Raw genomic sequence first — 18010 nt, 5'->3', positions numbered from 1 at the left:
ATAGCGCTTGTCATTGAGATCGTTCGATGAACCGTCAGTTCATCACATTGAGTTCTTCGGTGCGGCGTGGCGGATACGAATCCCAGCGGTTGCAGCCCGGGCATTGCCAGTAGAACTGGCGCGCCTTGAAACCGCAGTGGCTGCACTGATAGCGCGCCAGCTTCTGCGTGTAGCGCTGCACCAGGTTCTTGACCATCGACAGCTCTTCCCAGACATGGGCAGGTGCATCCATCAGGCGCGCTTCAAGCAATTTGTCCAGGCCAAGGAGCGTCGGATTGCGGCGCAGCTCTTCCACCACCAGGCCCTTGGCCGCTTCGACGCCATCGAGTTCGATCACGGCCTTGAACACCACTTCGATCAGGTCGATCGACGAGGCCTCGGCCAGGTAGGAGCGCAGCAGGTTCACGCCCTCTTGCGGGCGGCCCACCTTGCGGTAGCCATCCATCAGGCGCGCGGCCACCAGGGCCACGTGTGGCACGCTTTGCTGCTCCACGCGGCGCCAGGTCTTGAGCGCTTCTTCGACGTCGCCCTGGGCCAGCAGCGCGTCGCCGCGCAGGATGGTCGCGCGCACGCTGTGGCGATTCGCTTCCAGCGCCTTGTCCAGCAGCAGCATCGCGTCGCTCGGTGCCATGTGCACCAGCGCGTCGGCTGCCAGTTCGCAATAGAGCTGGGCGATCTCGATCTGGCGTGCGCCGGCGCCGGACGCCTGCAAGTCTTCGGCCGCCTCGATGGCGCGCTTCCATTCCTTTTCGCGCTGGTAGATTTCCAGCAGCGAACGGCGCGCCTGCACCGCATACGGCGTGTCGGCCAGGCCATTGAACGATTCCTCGGCGCGATCCAGCAGACCGGCTTTCAGGTAGTCGATGCCCAGCTCGTACTGCGCATGCGCTTTCTCTTCGCTCGGCAAGTCGGGACGCGCCAGCAGGTTCTGGTGCACGCGGATGGCGCGCTCGGTCTCGCCGCGGCGGCGAAACAGATTGCCCAGCGCGAAGTGCATATCGCTCGATTCGGGATCGAGCTTGACGATCTCGATGAACGAATCGATGGCCTTGTCGGGCTGGTCATTGAGCAGGTGGTTCAGGCCCTTGAAGTAGCCGCGCGGGAGCGTGCGCGACTCGGAGACCACCTCGTTGATGTCGACCCGGGCTGCGAGCCAGCCCAGGCCAAAGAAGAAGGGGATGCCAAGCAGCATCCAGAGTTCGAAATCCATGGTGTTCTTGTTGTTAGTGGCGGGGTGCAACCGGTGGAACCGCATCCGGCGGCGGTGGCGTGGTGGCGACCACACCGGTACCAGCGGCGCTTTGCAGAGCCTGGATGGTGTACTTGTGCTGCCATTTTTCGCGGCGCTGACGGAACACGGTCGGCGCCAGGGCGAGGATGCCGAAAGCGGCGCCGGCAACAAAAAACGCCAGCAGCATCAGCACGAGGGGGCCGCGCAATTCATAGTCGAGGAAAAAATGCAGGTCGACCTCTTTCGTGTTTTTCAGCGCGAAGCCGAAGAACAGGATGAACAGGACAAATCCGACAATGGTCGAGACGAATTTCATCAACAGGTTCCGCTAGACAATGGTGTAAGGGCGAAGTGTCGCATATCCGCCATCATATTTCAAAATAGCGTGCGGCGTTGGGCCATTGGCTGACCCGACAGGCCAAAAAAAACGGCACCCTCGCGGATGCCGTTTCTTGGTGCAAGCACTGACTCAATCGTTGATGATCGGTTGCCCGACCATCGCGTCCACCTGCTCGCGCAACTGCTTGCCCGGCTTGAAGTGCGGCACCCGTTTTTCGGGCACCATCACCTTGTCGCCGGACTTCGGATTGCGACCGATGCGCGGTGGACGGCTGTTCAGCGAGAAACTGCCGAAACCACGGATCTCGATGCGTTGCCCAGTCGCCAGGGCGTTGGTCATCGCATCGAGGATGGTCTTGACAGCAAATTCCGCATCCTTTGCCACCAGCTGAGAATAACGCTCAGCCAGTCGGTTGATCAGCTCGGATTTGGTCATCTGCAAGCTCCTCAGGGCTTACCTGATTAGTTCTTGTTGTCGAACTTGGCCTTGAGCAGTGCGCCCAGGCTGGTCGTGCCCGAAGCAGCGCTGTTGTCGTTCGACAGCTTGCTCATGGCTTCTTGCGTATCGACATTGTCTTTCGCCTTGATCGACAGCTGGATGCTGCGAGCCTTGCGATCGATGTTGATCACCAGAGCTTCGACGGTGTCGCCGACTTTCAGGTGGGTGCCAGCATCTTCAACGCGGTCACGCGAGATTTCCGAAGCGCGCAGGTAGCCTTCGACTTCTTCGCTCAGCGAGATCACGGCGCCTTTTGGCTCAACCGATTTCACGGTGCCAGTGACCAGCGAACCCTTGTCGTTCATCGACGAGTAGGTGTTGAACGGGTCGCCTTCCAGTTGCTTCACGCCCAGCGAAACACGCTCGCGCTCGACGTCGATGGCCAGAACCACGGCTTCCAGTTCGTCGCCTTTCTTGAAGCGACGCACGGCTTCTTCGCCGGCTTCGGTCCACGACAGGTCCGACAGGTGCACCAGACCATCGATGTTGCCTGGCAGGCCGATGAACACGCCGAAGTCGGTGATCGACTTGATCGAACCCTTGACCTTGTCGCCCTTCTTGTGGGTCATGCCGAAGTCGTCCCATGGATTTGCTTTGCACTGCTTCATGCCCAGCGAAATACGGCGGCGCTCTTCGTCGATCTCCAGAACCATGACTTCCACTTCGTCGCCCAGCTGGACAACTTTGTTTGGTGCCACGTTCTTGTTGGTCCAGTCCATTTCGGACACGTGGACCAGACCTTCGATACCCTGCTCGACTTCGACGAATGCGCCGTAGTCGGTGAGGTTCGTGACTTTACCGAACAGGCGGGTGCTCTGTGGGTAACGACGCGACAGACCGGTCCATGGATCGTCGCCCAGCTGCTTGACGCCCAGCGAGACGCGGTTCTTCTCTTGATCGTACTTGAGGACCTTGGCGGTGATCTCTTGGCCAACCGACAGGACTTCGGACGGGTGACGCACACGACGCCATGCCAGGTCGGTGATGTGCAGCAGACCATCGATGCCGCCCAGGTCGACGAATGCGCCATAGTCAGTGATGTTCTTGACGATACCGGTAACCACGGTACCTTCTTTCAGCGTTTCCATCAGCTTCTGACGCTCTTCGCCCATCGATGCTTCGATGACAGCGCGGCGCGACAGCACGACGTTGTTACGCTTGCGGTCCAGCTTGATGACCTTGAATTCGAGGGTCTTGCCTTCGAATGGGGTCGTGTCCTTGACTGGACGGGTGTCAACCAGCGAACCCGGCAGGAACGCGCGGATGCCGTTGGTCAGAACGGTCAGGCCGCCCTTGACTTTGCCATTGACGGTACCGGTGACGATTTCGCCCGATTCCATTGCTTTTTCCAGCGCCAGCCACGAAGCCAGACGCTTGGCCTTGTCGCGCGACAGGATGGTGTCGCCAAAGCCGTTTTCCAGCGACTCGATGGCCACGGAAACGAAGTCGCCTACTGCGACTTCCAGTTCGCCCTGGTCATTCTTGAATTCTTCGATTGGAATGAACGCTTCCGACTTCAGGCCTGCGTTGACGATCACGAAGTTGTGATCCAGACGCACGACTTCAGCCGAAATGACTTCGCCCGAACGCATGTCTTGACGCGACAGCGATTCCTCGAAGAGGGCGGCAAAGCTTTCCATACCAGTATCTTGGGTAGTTGCAGTAGACATAAAAAAGTTGGTTATTTCATGTGAGCCAGCAGACCGACGATAGTGCGGACTGAACTGGGTTAGGTTAAAACACGCTTGCGATGGCCAATATGCTGTCGCAAGCACCAAAGGACAAGGTCTTCAAGTGCCACCTTCAACAAAGAAGATGCCAACCGGGAGACCACCGTCCCCACCCAGGTGGGGATCCAGATTTACTTGCAAACCACCATGGCGATGACTCAAGCCAATGGTGACGCATCGAACCGGGATTCCCGCCTGCGCGGGAATGACGTTCAGGCGCTGCTGTCTAACGGTTTGAACTCCAACCGGTTGACACCACCGCCACCACGCCATTCAAAGTCTTATTTCTGCGCATACCAGGCCAGGACTTGCCCGACCGCCTGGTCGACCCCCATCGCAGAGGTATCCAGGATATGCGCATCAGCTGCTGCGACCAGGGGAGCGACTGCGCGATGGGTGTCGCGTTCGTCTCTAGCCCGTAAATCTGCAAGCAGGTCGTTCATATTAGCAGAAAAGCCTTTGTCAATCAATTGCTTATACCGGCGTTGCGCGCGTGCCTCAGCACTTGCGGTGAGGAACACTTTGAGCTTGGCGGTGGGAAAGATCACCGTGCCCATATCGCGCCCGTCGGCCACCAGTCCCGGCGCCTGGCGAAAGCCCAGTTGCAGGTCAAACAGCGCCTGGCGCACGCTCGGCAAGGCGGCAATCTTCGACGCCATATTGCCCACCTCTTCCGCGCGGATCGCGTGGCTTACATCCTCATCCGCCAGGTAGATCACGTCATCCCGGAAGCGCGCCGGCAGCTGCTGGGCCAGCTTCGCGATACCCGCTTCGTCCGACAGCGGCAGCGCGCCGCGCAGCGCCTGCAGCGCCGTCAGGCGATACAGCGCGCCCGAGTCGAGCAGATGAAAACCCAGGCGGTCGGCGATGCGGCTGGCCACGGTGCCCTTGCCGGAAGCGGTCGGGCCGTCGATGGTGATGACTGGTACGTTTGAATTGGGCATGGGCTCGGGGCGGGTCAATTAAAACAGCTCGTTGCGCGCAATGCCCGCAAACGCTTCGAAATAGTCGGGGAAGGTCTTGGCGACGCACTTCGGATCGTTGATCCTCATGGCATTGCCGCGCCGCGCCTTGCCGTCCAGCGACGCGAGCGAAAAGCACATCGCCATCCGGTGGTCGTCGTAGGTGTCGATCGTGGCGGGTTTAAGCTCATCCGGCGGCGTGATGCGAATGTAGTCGGGCCCCTCCTCCACCTCGGCGCCGACCTTGCGCAGTTCGGTCGCCATCGCGCTCAGGCGATCGGTTTCCTTCACGCGCCAGCTGGCGATATTGCGCAGCGTGCTCGGGCCGTCGGCGTACAGCGCCGCCACCGCGATCGTCATCGCTGCATCCGGGATGTGGTTGAAGTCGGCGTCGATGGCTTTCAGCACACCATTCGATTGCACCTCGATCCAGTTCTCGCCCCGCGTGACAATGGCGCCCATGCGTTCGAGCGCATCGGCAAAGCGCACGTCGCCCTGGATGCTGTGCTCACCGACGCCTTCGACGCGCACCGGCCCGCCCGCAATCGCGCCGGCGGCCAGGAAGTACGACGCCGACGACGCATCGCCTTCGACGTGGATCGTGCCCGGGCTTTGATAGCGCTGGCCCGGCTGCACGGTGAACGAGGCCCAGCCATTCTGCTCGACCTCGACGCCGAAGCGGCGCATCAGGTTCAGCGTGATCTCGATGTACGGCTTGGAAATCAGCTCGCCGACGACATCGATGGACACCGGATGCGTCGTGGCCATCAGCGGCGCGGCCATCAGCAACGCGGTCAGGAACTGGCTCGACACATTGCCGCGCACGGCCATGCGGTTGGCCGTGATGTGGCCGCGACGGATGCGCAGCGGCGGAAAGCCCTGCTCGCCCGTGTACTCGATCTGCGCGCCGACGGCGTTCAGTGCGTCGACCAGGTCGCCGATCGGGCGTTCGTGCATGCGCGAGACACCGTGCAGCGTGTAGTCGCCGCCGATGACGGCCAGCGCCGCGGTCAGCGGCCGGATCGCGGTGCCGGCATTGCCCATGAACAGATCGGCCGCAGGCTCGGGCAGCACGCCGCCGTTGCCATGCACGATGACCGTGCGCTCGTCGACTTCATCCCAGCGGATGCCCAGCGAGCGCAGTGCGCCCAGCATGACCATCGTGTCGTCCGACGCGAGCATGTCGTGAATGGTCGTCGTGCCCTCGGCCAGCGCGGCCAGCAGCAACGTGCGGTTCGAGATGCTCTTGGAGCCCGGCAGCCGCACCACGCCCTGCGCGTGCAGCACGGGTTCGAGGTCGATATGCTGCGGATAGTGTTTTTGCTGCGTCATGTGTTTTCCTGAAGAGGCGCGCGCAGCGCATTTTGCCCGTGGCCAGCTTCGATGGCGATCTGCCACTCGTGGCGGGCGCGCTGCGCGTTCGCATAAATATCGTGCAATCCGGCCCCGTCGCCGGCAGCCAGCATGCTCCGCATCGTCGTCAATTGTGCCAGATAGGCATCCAGCTCGGTCAGCAGCGCAGCCTGGTTGGCCAGGCTGATGTCGCGCCACATTTCGGGCGACGAACCGGCGATGCGCGTGAAGTCGCGAAAGCCGCTGGCGGCGTACTGGAACAGCATGTCGGCGTGCGGCTTGCCGGCGAGGTCATCCACCAGCGCGTAGGCCAGCAAATGCGGCAGATGGCTGACGGCAGCGAACACGCGGTCGTGGTCTTGGGGCGTCAACTGGTGGATCACGGCGCCGCAGGCGCGCCAGGCGGCGGCGACACGTTCGACGTCGCTTGCTGCGTTCTCGGGCAATGGCGTGAGCACGGCCTTCTTGCCCTGGTACAGGCCGGCCAGTGCGGCATCGGGGCCATTCGCTTCGCTGCCGGCGATCGGGTGGCCGGGCACGAACTGGTGCACGCGCTCGCCGAGTACCGCGCGGGCTGCTGCAACCACGTCGCACTTGGTGCTGCCGGCATCGGTGATGACCGTGCCGGGCGCCAGGTGCGGCAGCAGCGCGGCCAGGATCGACCCCGTCTGCGCCACCGGCGCGGCCAGCATGACCAGGTCGGCGCCGTTCAACGCATCGGCGTAGTCGTCACAGACCCGGTCGATGATGCCAAGGGCCAGTGCCCGGGCCAGTGCCTCGGGATGGCGGCCGATGCCGACCACTTCCCGCACCTGCCCGGCGCGTTTGAGCGCCAGCGCGAACGACCCGCCGATCAGGCCGACGCCAACGATAACGATCTTGTCCAGCATTCAGCCGAGCGCCTTCTTCAACGCCGCGATGAAGGCCGCGTTTTCCTGCGGCAGGCCGATCGAGATGCGCAGCCACTGCGGCAGGCCGTAGTTGCCGACCGGGCGCACGATCACGCCCTGCTTGAGCAGCGCCACGTTCACGCGCGCGCCGGCGCCGTCGTCGTCGCCGACCCGCACCAGCACGAAGTTGCCAAACGACGGCACGTACTCGAGCCCCAGTTCTTCAAAGGCAGCGATCATCTGGCGATAGCCGTCCGCGTTGTTGCGCGCGCCCTGGTCCAGGAACGCCGTGTCGTTCAGCGCCGCGACTGCAGCGGCCTGCGCCAGCGAGTTGACGTTGAATGGCTGGCGGATCCGGTTCATCAGATCGGTGACGGCTGGCTGCGCGATGGCAAAGCCCACGCGCAGGCCAGCCAGGCCATAGGCCTTCGAGAACGTGCGCGACACGATCAGGTTCGGGTATTTGCGCACCCAGGCGCTCGACTCGAACTGGTGTTCGGGCGCCAGGTACTCGTTGTACGCTTCGTCGAGCACGACGATCACGCGCGCCGGCACTTTTTGCAGGAATGCTTCGATCTGCGCGGCCGGGATGAAGGTGCCGGTCGGGTTGTTCGGGTTGGCGACGTACACGAGGCGCGTGTCGGCATCGATGGCGGCCGCCATCGCATCGAGGTCGTGACCGTAGTCGACGGCCGGCACGACGATCGCGCGGCCACCGACGCCCTGCGTGGCCAGCGCATACACGGCAAACGAATACTGCGAATACACGACCGCTTCGCCTTTCTGGACGAAGGCGTGCGCCGCGATCTCGAGGATGTCATTGCTGCCGTTGCCGAGCGTGAGCCACTCGAGCGGCACATCGTAGCGCTTGGCCAGCGCGGTCTTCAGGTCAAAACCGTTGGCGTCCGGGTAGCGGCCCAGGTCGGCTGCCGCTTCGAGCATCGCGGCGCGGCTCGACGCCGGAATGCCGAACGGGTTTTCGTTCGACGCCAGCTTGACGATGTTCGCTTCGTCGAGGCCATATTCACGGGCCACTTCGGCGATCGGTTTGCCGGCCTGGTAGGGGGCGATGGCACGGACGTATTCAGGACCAAATGTCGACATGAAAATCTCTCTCGTAATCGTTTAAAGGCTTTGCGGGTAGGACCCCAGCACCTTGAAGAAGGCGGCGTTGTCCTTGAGTTCCTCGAGCGCGCGCGCAACGGCGGCGTCGTGCACGTGACCCTCGATGTCGACGTAGAAGTAGTACTCCCAGGTGCCGATGCGGGCCGGGCGCGATTCGAAACGCGTCATCGACACGCCGTGTTTCTCAAGAGGCGCGAGCAGGTTGTAGACGGCGCCGGCCTTGTTCGGCACGGCCAGCACGATGCCGGTACGGTCCTTGCCCGAGCGGCCGGTCTGCAACTGGCCGATCACGACAAAGCGCGTGCGGTTGTGCGGATCGTCCTGGATGTGCGCCTGCACGACGCCCAGGCGATACTGCTCGCCCGCCATCTCGCTGGCGATTGCGGCGACCGTCGGATCCTGGCTGGCCAGCACGGCCGCCTCGGCGTTCGAGGCCACCGCGCGGCGCTCGATGTTCGGGTAATGCTGGTTCAGCCACACCTGGCATTGTGCCAGCGCCTGCGAATGGGCGCAGACGACGGTCACGCCGTCCATCGTGCCCGTCTTGGTCATCAGGCTGTGGTGGACCGCGATCGAGACTTCGCCGCTGATGATGGTGGTCGTTGCCAGCAGCAGGTCGAGGGTGCGGTTGATGGCGCCCTCGGACGAATTCTCGACCGGGACCACGCCAAAGTCGGCGGTGCCGGCCTCGGTGGCGCGAAACACTTCATCGATCGACACGCACGGCAGCGCATCGATGGCCGTGCCGAACTGCTGAAACACGGCCTGCTCGCTGAAGGTGCCGGTGGGACCGAGAAACGCGACCGTGACGCGTTTTTCAAGGGCGCGGCAGGACGACATGATCTCGCGGAAGATGGTCTGGACGTCGCTGTTCTTGAGCGGACCGGGATTGCGCTCGGCCACGCCGCGCAGCACCTGGGCTTCGCGCTCGGGGCGAAACACGGGCGCGTTGGTTTCGGCCTTCACGTGGCCGACGGCCTGCGCGACCTGGCCGCGCTCGCTCAACAGCTGGAGGATTTGTGCGTCGATCGCATCGATGCGTTCGCGCAAGGGGGTAAGTTTGTCTGTCATCGTTATGCTGGTTGGTCGATGTTGTTTGCGTTCGGGCGCATCAGCGGCGCATTGGACGCGTGGACGGGATACCCGTCCACCCTACGTCGTGCTCAACCGCGACGGCTTACCGTCCTGCAAACGTGTTCAAATAATCGACGAGGGCCTGTACGCCCTCGATTGGCATCGCGTTGTAGATGGATGCCCGCATGCCGCCGACGGACTTGTGGCCCTTCAGTTGCAACAGCCCGCGCTCTTTCGCGCCGGCCAGGAATTGCTCGTTCAGTGATTCGTCGCGCAGGTAGAACGGAATGTTCATGCGCGAGCGATAAACCGGATCCACGCGGTTGGCGTAGAAATCATCGGCGTCGAGCGCGGCGTACAGCAGGCGCGCTTTTTCGATATTGATTGCTTCCATGGCCGCCACGCCGCCGCGCTGCTTGAGCCACGCGAACACGAGACCCGCGATATAGATCGCGTAGGTGGGCGGCGTGTTGTACAGCGAATCGTGCTCGGCGCAGGTCTTCCAGTGGAAGGCCGACGGGCACTGGGGCGACGCAAAGTCGAGCAGGTCATCGCGCACGATCACGAGCGTCAGGCCGGCCGGGCCGATGTTCTTTTGCGCCCCGGCGAAGATCACGCCGTACTTCGAGATGTCGATCTGGCGCGACAGGATGTGCGACGACATGTCGGCCACGATCGGCAGACCGGCCGGCACGTCGGGCGCGTCCGGGTATTCGACGCCGTCGATGGTTTCGTTGGTGCAGATGTGCAGGTACGAGGCGTCGTCGCTCAGGCGCCAGGTGTCGCGCGCCGGCACGCGGGTGAAGTGTTCAGGCTCGCCCGTCGCCGCGATGTTCACGCGCGCAAAGCGCGCCGCTTCCTTGGCCGACTTGCCCGACCAGGTGCCGGTGTGGACGAAGTCGATCACCGGATCTGGCCGGCGCCCGGCCAGGTTGAGCGGCACGATGGCGTTCTGCCCGAGCCCCCCGCCCTGCTGGAACAGGATCTTGTAATTGGCCGGCACGTTCAGCAGCTCGCGCAGGTCAGCCAGCGCCTGGCGGTGGATGCTGGAAAATTCGGGACCACGGTGGCTCATCTCCATCACCGACATGCCGCTGCCATGCCAGTCGAGCATGTCGTGCGCAGCCTGTTGGAGCACCTCTTTCGGCAGTACGGCGGGGCCGGCCGAGAAATTGAAGATCTGGGTCATGCGGTCCTTTCGTGGAGGGTTATTTGCCTTGTGTGCTCTGCATGACTTCCTGCATCATGCCATTCAGGCGCGGCGCGACGATGCGCTGGCCGATCGCCATGCTTTCGGCGGACAGGCGCGGGCTCAGGGCCAGCATCTTGCGGCCCAGCGGCGTGCGGTAGAACGCGGTCAGTTCCTTCAGTTCGGCGACCGTGTAGTTCCTGGCGTACAGCGGCGCGATTTCGACCATCATTTCATCGATCAGCGCCGGATCCTTGAACATGCGGTTGATGGCTTGCGACGCCACGGGCAAGACCTGCTCGACCTTGGCCAGTGCGGCCTTCTTTTTCTCGGCATCGGCGCCCGGATCGGCGTTGATCACGGACGTCAGCTGGGCGCGCATCATCTGCGGCAGCGCCTTTTCCATCTCGGCGAACGACGCGGTCATCATCTTGCGCACGTCCATCGCGTCGAGCAGTTCCTTGACGGCGGCGTTGGCTTGCGGGCTGACGGCAGCGGCCGTAGCCACCGGGGCCGGCGCAGTCTGCGCCACGGCAAACGATGGCGCAGCAGCGACAGCGGCAACGAGGGTCAGGGAACGAAGAAAGTGTTTCATCAGGAGTCCATGCGGGTGGCAGAGCCCGGCGACTTGAGACAATGACCGGCCTGCCGGGCCGGCCATTCGGGATGGCAGCAACAGGGACGACAGCACGCCCCTGCTCAGTACGATATTACTCTGGCGCAGGCTCGAACTCGACTTCTTCGAGGTCGGTTTCGACAATGCGCTGCAGGCCCGACAGCTTGGTGCCGTCTTCCACGGCGATGAGGGTCACACCCTGCGTCGCGCGGCCCATCTCGCGGATCTCGGACACGCGGGTGCGAATCAGCACGCCGCCCGTCGTGATCAGCATGATCTCGTCGCTTGGCTCGACCAGCGTCGCCGCCACCACCTTGCCGTTACGCTCGGAGGTCTGGATCGCAATCATGCCCTTCGTGCCGCGGCCATGACGGGTGTACTCCGTGATCGGGGTACGCTTGCCGAAGCCGTTTTCGGTCGCGGTCAGCACGGTTTGCTGCTCGTTCTCGGCCACCAGCAGTGCGATGACTTCCTGGCCTTCTTCGAGGTTCATGCCGCGCACACCACGCGCCGTACGGCCCATCGGGCGCACGTCGTTCTCATCGAAGCGCACGGCCTTGCCGGCGTCGGAGAACAGCATCACGTCGTGCTTGCCGTCGGTGAGCGCCGCGCCGACGAGCACGTCGCCTTCGTCCAGGTCGACCGCGATGATGCCGGCCTTGCGTGGATTGGAGAAGTCGCGCAGTGGCGTCTTCTTCACGGTGCCCAGCGAGGTGGACATGAAGACGTAATGGTCTTCAGGGAAGGTGCGGTTCTCGCCCTGCAGCGGCAGCACGACGGTGATCTTTTCGTTGTCCTGCAGCGGGAACATGTTGACGATCGGCTTGCCGCGCGAGTTGCGCGAGCCTTGCGGCACTTCCCAGACCTTGAGCCAGTACATGCGGCCACGGTTGCTGAAGCACAGGATGTAGTCGTGCGTGTTGGCGATGAAGAGCTGGTCGATCCAGTCGTCTTCTTTCGTCGCCATCGCCTGCTTGCCACGGCCACCGCGCTTTTGCGCGCGGTATTCGGACACCGGCTGCGACTTCATGTAGCCCGAGTGCGACAGCGTCACGACCATGTCCTGCGGCGTGATCAGGTCTTCGGTTTCGAGGTCGCTGGCATTGTGCTCGATGGCCGAACGGCGGGCATCCTTGCCATTGTCGGCGTACTCCGATTTGATCGCCGTCATTTCGTCGACGATGATCGTGGTGACGCGTTCCGGCTTGGACAGGATGTCGAGCAGGTCGGCGATGTGGGTCATCACTTCCTTGTACTCGTTGACGATCTTGTCCTGCTCCAGGCCCGTCAGGCGCTGCAGACGCATCTGCAGAATCTCTTGCGCCTGTTCGTCCGACAGCTTGTACAGGCCGTCTGGCTGCATGCCGTAATGCTTCGGCAGGTGCTCCGGGCGGAAAGCTTCGATGCCGCCGGCCGCGCCGGTCTCGGTGCGGTTGAGCATTTCGCGCACCAGGGACGAATCCCAGGCTTGCTGCATCAGCTCGACCTTGGCAACCGGTGGCGATGGCGCCGCCTTGATGATCGCGATGAAATCGTCGATATTGGCCAGCGCGACGGCCAGGCCTTCGAGCATGTGGCCGCGGTCGCGCGCCTTGCGCAGTTCGAACACGGTACGGCGCGTGACGACTTCGCGGCGGTGCGACAGGAAGCACTCGAGCATCTGCTTGAGGTTCAGCAGCTTTGGCTGGCCATTGACCAGCGCCACCATGTTCATGCCGAACGTGTCTTGCAGCTGCGTTTGCTTGTACAGGTTGTTCAGCACGACTTCGGGAACTTCGCCGCGCTTGAGCTCGATCACGACGCGCATGCCCGACTTGTCCGACTCGTCGCGGATGTCGGAAATGCCTTCGAGCTTCTTGTCGCGCACGTTTTCGGCGATGCGCTCGAGCAGCGACTTCTTGTTCACCTGGTACGGCAGCTCATCGATGATGATCGCCGTACGGGCGCCGTCACGGCCGACTTCTTCGAAGTGGGTCTTGGCGCGCATGACGACGCGGCCACGACCGGTGCGGTAACCGTCGCGCACGCCCGAGACGCCGTAGATGATGCCGGCAGTCGGGAAGTCCGGCGCCGGAATCAGCTCGATCAGCTCGTCGATCGTGCAATCCGGGTTGTGCAGCACGTGCATCGCGCCGGCAATCACTTCGGACAGGTTGTGCGGCGGAATATTGGTGGCCATGCCGACCGCGATGCCCGACGAACCGTTGATCAGCAGGTTCGGGATGCGGGTTGGCAGGACGGTCGGCTCTTTTTCCTTGCCGTCGTAGTTCGGCTGGAAGTCGACGGTGTCCTTGTCGATGTCGGCCAGGATTTCGCCGGCAATCTTGTCCAGGCGGCACTCGGTGTAACGCATTGCTGCGGCGCTGTCGCCGTCGATGGAACCGAAGTTGCCCTGGCCATCGACCAGCGTGTAGCGCAGCGAGAAGTCTTGCGCCATGCGCACAAGCGTGTCGTAGATCGACGAGTCGCCGTGCGGGTGGAACTTGCCCATCGTGTCGCCGACGACGCGCGCGCACTTCAGGTAAGGCCGGTTCCACACGTTGTTCATTTCGTGCATCGCGTACAGGACGCGGCGGTGCACCGGCTTCAGGCCGTCGCGGACATCCGGCAGTGCGCGGCCCACGATCACGCTCATCGCGTAATCGAGATAGCTCTTGCGCATCTCTTCTTCGAGGGAAATCGGGACTGTTTCTTTTGCGAATTGATCCATTGGCGGGTCGACTGCTTTCAGGCGAAAGTTATAAGTTACAGCGGGCGATTCTACCACGCGCAACATAGTAGTTGCTCAATTCCGGGTCATGCCTTTTTGGCACGGGAAATCCGGACCGGACTCACTAAAAGTTCCAGTATTGTCGTCACCAGCGACGCCTGCTTGCATAAATGTTGCGCTTAAACAACGTCAAGCAACAAATGCTCGGTGTTTGATTTAGGTGCAGTCGTACGATTTTGGTGCGTGTGGCAGAATGGCCAGGAAGTCAATTGCTTGTTTCACAATACGAAACGGACAGAGCAGCCACCATGTTATTGTTATGACCACATGGAGACTGTCTGAATCGACACGGAATTTACCGAAAGGAAAAGAATATGAAAAAAATGATCACTGTTCTGTTCGCAGCAACGGCCGCCATCGCGGGCGTCGCTTCTGCCCAAAGCGCCCCACCTTATGCGCCGCTGACCACTGACCTGCAAGCGCGCACCCCATACAGCGCTTATGTGCAGGACAGCCGCGGCGTGATCGCACGCAATCCTTTCGGTCTGTGCTGGCGTACCGGCTACTGGACCCCGGCTGATGCGGTCCCAGGTTGCGACGCGCCACTGTGCGTCGAGCCAGAAAAGCTTGAAAACGGCAAGTGCGTCGCGCCACCAGCGCCAGTCGCCCCTGCACCAGCACCGGCACCAGTGCCTGAAGCAGCCCCAGTGCCAACCTCGGAAAAAGTCAGCTACTCGGCCGACGCATTCTTCGACTTTGACAAGGCGATCCTGAAGCCAGCCGGCAAGGCATCGCTGGACGAGCTGAGCGGCAAGCTGGGCGACATGAACCTGGAAGTCATCATCGCCGTCGGTCACACTGACTCGGTCGGTACCGATGCGTACAACCAGAAACTGTCGATCCGCCGCGCAGAAGCTGTCAAGGCTTACCTGAAGGGCAAGGGCATCGAAGAAACCCGCATCTACACCGAAGGCAAGGGCGAGAGCCAGCCTAAAGCGGACAACGCGACTGCCGAAGGCCGCGCACAGAACCGTCGCGTGGAAATCGAAGTGGTCGGTACCCGCGGCGCCGCCAAGTAATCAGGCCCCGCAGAACCCTCACCGGTTCCATGAAAACCCCGCCACGGCGGGGTTTTTTCATGCGCGCTATTCTCTCGCACCATTTCCGTTATTATTCCAAGCTATGACGACGACAAATTCAGACCCATCAGAAATTCAGAAGTTCAGCGAACTGGCCCACCGCTGGTGGGATCCAACCTCGGAATTCCGGCCGCTGCACGAGATCAATCCCCTGCGCCTTGAATGGATCAACGCGCGCGTGCCGCTGGCCGGCAAGAACGTGATCGACATCGGCTGCGGCGGCGGCGTGCTGTCCGAAGCGATGGCGAAAAAAGGCGCCAAAGTGACGGGCATCGATCTGTCTGAAAAAGCGTTGAAGGTCGCTGACCTGCACAGTCTGGAATCCGGGGTCGAGGTGCGTTACAAGCACATCGCCGCCGAAGACATGGCCCTGGCAGAGCCGGGCCAGTTCGACGTGGTCACCTGCATGGAAATGCTGGAACACGTGCCCGACCCCGCCTCGATCGTGCGCGCCGCGGCAGCCATGGTCAAACCGGGCGGCCACCTGTTCTTCTCGACGCTCAACCGCAATCCGAAGTCGTACCTGTTCGCCGTGATCGGCGCCGAGTACATCCTGCGCATGCTGCCGCGCGGCACGCACGACTACGGCAAGTTCATCACGCCGGCCGAGCTGTCGCAGTTCGTGCGCCAGGCCGGCCTGCAGGTCGATGGCCTGAAGGGCCTGACCTACAACCCGCTGACCAAGATCTATTCGCTCAACAGCGACACCAGTGTGAACTACATGGTGGCGTGCACCAAACCCCTGTGATCCGATGACCTTTCCTGCTTCGATTCCGGCGCCGCGCGCCGTCCTGTTCGACCTCGATGGCACGCTGGCCGACACCGCGCCCGACCTGGCTGCGGCCGTCAACTGGCTGCGCACCGAGCGCGGTCTGGCCGAGACACCGTACGAGGTGCTGCGTCCTACGGCCTCGGCCGGTGCGCGCGGCATGATCGGCGCGGCCTTTGGCCTGGCGCCGGGCGACGATGGCTACGAAGAACTGCGCCTGGCCTGGTTCGACCGCTACCAGACCGCGATGTCTGCCCATACGACGCTGTTTGACGGCATCAACGAACTGCTCACCGGCATCGAACAAGCCGGCATGGCATGGGGCATCGTCACCAACAAACCCTCGCGCTTCACCGACCCGCTGGTGCCGCAGATCGCGCTGGCGCACGCCGGCTGCATCGTTTCCGGTGACACCACGGCGTTTGCCAAGCCGCACCCTGCGCCCGTGCTCGAAGGGGCCCGCCGCCTGGGCGTCGCACCAGAACAGTGCTGGTATGTCGGTGACGACCTGCGCGATATCGAAGCCGGGAAGGCAGCCGGCATGATCACGGTGGCCTGCGCCTGGGGTTACTGCGGCGCGATTGCACCGTCGACCTGGGGCGCTGATTACCTGTTCGACACGCCGGAGCAATTGCTGGCTGCATTACGCGATGCTGCGGACAGTACATCGCGCGCAGATCGGGCGGCCTGATCGCGCGGTCCGACTGATTTCAGAATGACTTCGTTCCACGATGGCGCCCTCTGCGGGCGCCATTTTTGTTTGTGCCAGCCAAGGGTGGGGGCTTACATCTCTTTACGATTGATACAGGGATGCGTCTAGCTTGGAAGCGGCCTCGCCAGTAATCTACATCCATACAAACAAGCAATAACTTACTGGAGCAGATCATGGAAAACACCACCAACCGCATTCACCCAATGATGGCAGCCGCAGCAGCGTCGGTCATCATCGTCAGCCTGACCGGTGCCGCAGCGATCACTGGTCTGCTGCCATCGTCCAAGAGCGCACCCGAGCCAATGCCACTGGCCGCCACCTCGCCCTACAATCTGCAGCAGCCTGGCATGCAGCAGCCTGGCCTGCAGGTGCCTAACGGCTATATGGTCCAGAACGGCCAACTGGTGCCGGTCGCGGCTAACCAGCAGCAACTGGTCCCTGGGATGGTGCCGGCGATGGTGCCCGCCAATCAGCTGGCGTATGCCCAGCCAGTGGCTCAGCAACAGCAGCAGCCGACGGTGATCATCAAGGAAAAGCCGGTGGTGCGCGTGGTCGAGAAAACCCGCGTGGTGCACGCAGCGCCGAAGCCAGTGCGCTATGAACAGCCGCGTTACGCAGAACCAGCGCCAGCACAACCGAACTATGTCGGCATCGGTACCGGCGCCGTCATCGGCGGCCTGATCGGCAATCAGATCGGCGGCGGCAATGGCAAGAAACTGGCCACCGTGGCCGGCGTGATCGGCGGCGGCATGCTCGGCAATGAAATTGCCAACCGCAACCGCTAAGCACGCGACAACCTTACACCTCCCCTTGGCCGCAAGCTGATCAGCTTGCGGCTTTTTTCTTGAAGATACTGACGATGATGTCGCTCGGGAAAACGCTCAGGACCGGGATGGCGCAGCGAATCACGATGTACTGGAGATACAGGGACACCGGTGCGGCCTTGCCCACGTAGCGCAGCCGTTCCATGAGGCCTTCCGCCCGCAGTGCAGGCAACTCGGCCGTTTTTGCCATCGTGAACCCTTGCCTGAGCACCAGTTCGCGCAGGTTGTGCGGGTCAAAATAATGGACATGCGGCGACGGCATATCCTTTTGCCACATGCGCTCGAAGGGTCCGCGCCAGCCGATCCGGGCCAACACCTTGGACACGCGATAGAAAAAGCCGCGGCTGCTGGGCAGGTTCAGGATCAGGATGCCGCCGTCATTCAGATGCGTGTGGCAAGCTGCCAGTGCGCTATGGATATCGGGAATATGCTCGATCACATCGTTGAAAACGATCGCATCGAAGCGCTCGTCGCGGCCCACGACATCGGGAAAATACCCCGAGCGTACCGGCAAACCACGCGCAGCCGCCCGTCCACCCACATCGGCATCGGGCTCCACCCCCAGCACATCGAACTGGCCGCGCGCTGCCTCCAGAAACCAGCCATGAGCGCTGCCTACGTCGAGCAGCCGCGGTTTGCTGGACGAAACATGCTGTTTGGCATAGCCGACGATCGTGTTGAAATTCTGGACGCGCAATGCCTTCAGGGCCGCCTCGCGTTGTGCTTCATCCATGGGCACGGTGCTTGGCGCATTGATCGCCGGCGTCAACGCGGCGCTTTCATAACGGCAACCGCGGCATGTTGCGTGCCAGCCAGTTAGTCCCGCGATCTGCGAACCGCCACAAACA

Annotated in this window: 17 protein-coding genes; 4 read left to right on the top strand and 13 right to left on the bottom strand. The window is 62.4% G+C overall.

What is annotated here, in order from left to right; genetic code table 11:
* Positions 1 to 34 precede the first annotated feature (34 nt).
* The 12 genes from lapB to gyrA form a co-directional block, all read right to left on the bottom strand.
* A complete protein-coding gene (gene lapB, locus AC56LW_RS09240) occupies positions 35 to 1210 on the bottom strand; it encodes a lipopolysaccharide assembly protein LapB (protein WP_499633645.1) in 1176 nt (391 codons plus the stop codon).
* A 13-nt stretch (positions 1211 to 1223) separates the two neighbouring features.
* Positions 1224 to 1547, bottom strand: a complete 324-nt coding sequence (locus AC56LW_RS09235) for a LapA family protein (RefSeq protein WP_183550089.1) — start codon at positions 1545 to 1547, stop codon at positions 1224 to 1226.
* 153 nt (positions 1548 to 1700) lie between these two features.
* A complete protein-coding gene (locus tag AC56LW_RS09230) occupies positions 1701 to 2006 on the bottom strand; it encodes an integration host factor subunit beta (RefSeq protein ID WP_183550085.1) in 306 nt (101 codons plus the stop codon).
* A 26-nt stretch (positions 2007 to 2032) separates the two neighbouring features.
* A complete protein-coding gene (gene rpsA, locus AC56LW_RS09225) occupies positions 2033 to 3739 on the bottom strand; it encodes a 30S ribosomal protein S1 (protein ID WP_183550082.1) in 1707 nt (568 codons plus the stop codon).
* 341 nt (positions 3740 to 4080) lie between these two features.
* Positions 4081 to 4743, bottom strand: a complete 663-nt coding sequence (gene cmk / locus AC56LW_RS09220) for a (d)CMP kinase (protein WP_499633643.1) — start codon at positions 4741 to 4743, stop codon at positions 4081 to 4083.
* Positions 4744 to 4761: 18 nt separating this feature from the next.
* Positions 4762 to 6093, bottom strand: coding sequence for a 3-phosphoshikimate 1-carboxyvinyltransferase (gene aroA / locus AC56LW_RS09215; protein ID WP_499576630.1), 1332 nt, complete (start codon positions 6091 to 6093; stop codon positions 4762 to 4764).
* Positions 6090 to 7004 (bottom strand): prephenate dehydrogenase, encoded by a 915-nt coding sequence (locus AC56LW_RS09210; protein ID WP_499633641.1) that lies wholly within the window; start codon positions 7002 to 7004, stop codon positions 6090 to 6092. The genes aroA and AC56LW_RS09210 overlap by 4 nt, the downstream gene beginning before the upstream one ends.
* A complete protein-coding gene (gene hisC, locus AC56LW_RS09205; RefSeq protein ID WP_499633639.1) occupies positions 7005 to 8108 on the bottom strand; it encodes a histidinol-phosphate transaminase in 1104 nt (367 codons plus the stop codon).
* Positions 8109 to 8129: 21 nt separating this feature from the next.
* A complete protein-coding gene (pheA, locus tag AC56LW_RS09200) occupies positions 8130 to 9200 on the bottom strand; it encodes a prephenate dehydratase (RefSeq protein WP_183550066.1) in 1071 nt (356 codons plus the stop codon).
* Positions 9201 to 9306: 106 nt separating this feature from the next.
* A complete protein-coding gene (gene serC, locus AC56LW_RS09195; protein WP_499633637.1) occupies positions 9307 to 10392 on the bottom strand; it encodes a 3-phosphoserine/phosphohydroxythreonine transaminase in 1086 nt (361 codons plus the stop codon).
* 19 nt (positions 10393 to 10411) lie between these two features.
* Positions 10412 to 10987, bottom strand: a complete 576-nt coding sequence (locus AC56LW_RS09190) for a DUF2059 domain-containing protein (protein WP_499633635.1) — start codon at positions 10985 to 10987, stop codon at positions 10412 to 10414.
* Positions 10988 to 11102: 115 nt separating this feature from the next.
* The gene (gene gyrA / locus AC56LW_RS09185) at positions 11103 to 13718 is read right to left on the bottom strand and encodes a DNA gyrase subunit A (protein WP_332530730.1); all 2616 of its coding nucleotides are present in this window, start codon (positions 13716 to 13718) and stop codon (positions 11103 to 11105) included.
* A 374-nt stretch (positions 13719 to 14092) separates the two neighbouring features.
* On the opposite strand from gyrA, the gene ompA reads away from it, so the two are divergent.
* The 4 genes from ompA to AC56LW_RS09165 all read left to right on the top strand — a co-directional run bounded on the left by ompA (position 14093) and on the right by AC56LW_RS09165 (position 17123).
* Entirely contained in the window at positions 14093 to 14797 is a 705-nt protein-coding gene (gene ompA, locus AC56LW_RS09180) for an outer membrane protein OmpA (RefSeq protein ID WP_183550055.1), read from the top strand.
* A gap of 103 nt (positions 14798 to 14900) precedes the next feature.
* Positions 14901 to 15605 carry a bifunctional 2-polyprenyl-6-hydroxyphenol methylase/3-demethylubiquinol 3-O-methyltransferase UbiG gene (ubiG, locus tag AC56LW_RS09175; protein WP_332530729.1) on the top strand — a complete coding sequence of 235 codons (705 nt, stop codon included), beginning with the start codon at positions 14901 to 14903 and terminating at the stop codon, positions 15603 to 15605.
* 4 nt (positions 15606 to 15609) lie between these two features.
* On the top strand, positions 15610 to 16317 hold the full coding sequence (locus tag AC56LW_RS09170) for an HAD family hydrolase (RefSeq protein ID WP_499555239.1): 708 nt from the start codon (positions 15610 to 15612) through the stop codon (positions 16315 to 16317).
* A 194-nt stretch (positions 16318 to 16511) separates the two neighbouring features.
* Positions 16512 to 17123 (top strand): glycine zipper 2TM domain-containing protein, encoded by a 612-nt coding sequence (locus AC56LW_RS09165; RefSeq protein ID WP_499633632.1) that lies wholly within the window; start codon positions 16512 to 16514, stop codon positions 17121 to 17123.
* 40 nt (positions 17124 to 17163) lie between these two features.
* On the opposite strand, the gene AC56LW_RS09160 is transcribed toward AC56LW_RS09165, so the two are convergent.
* Positions 17164 to 17895, bottom strand: coding sequence for a class I SAM-dependent methyltransferase (locus AC56LW_RS09160; protein ID WP_499633630.1), 732 nt, complete (start codon positions 17893 to 17895; stop codon positions 17164 to 17166).
* Between the last annotated feature and the right edge of the window lie 115 nt (positions 17896 to 18010).

This window comes from Telluria sp. LT2P80 (genome assembly GCF_059685955.1).
This window is presented reverse-complemented; position numbering and strand designations above follow the sequence as displayed.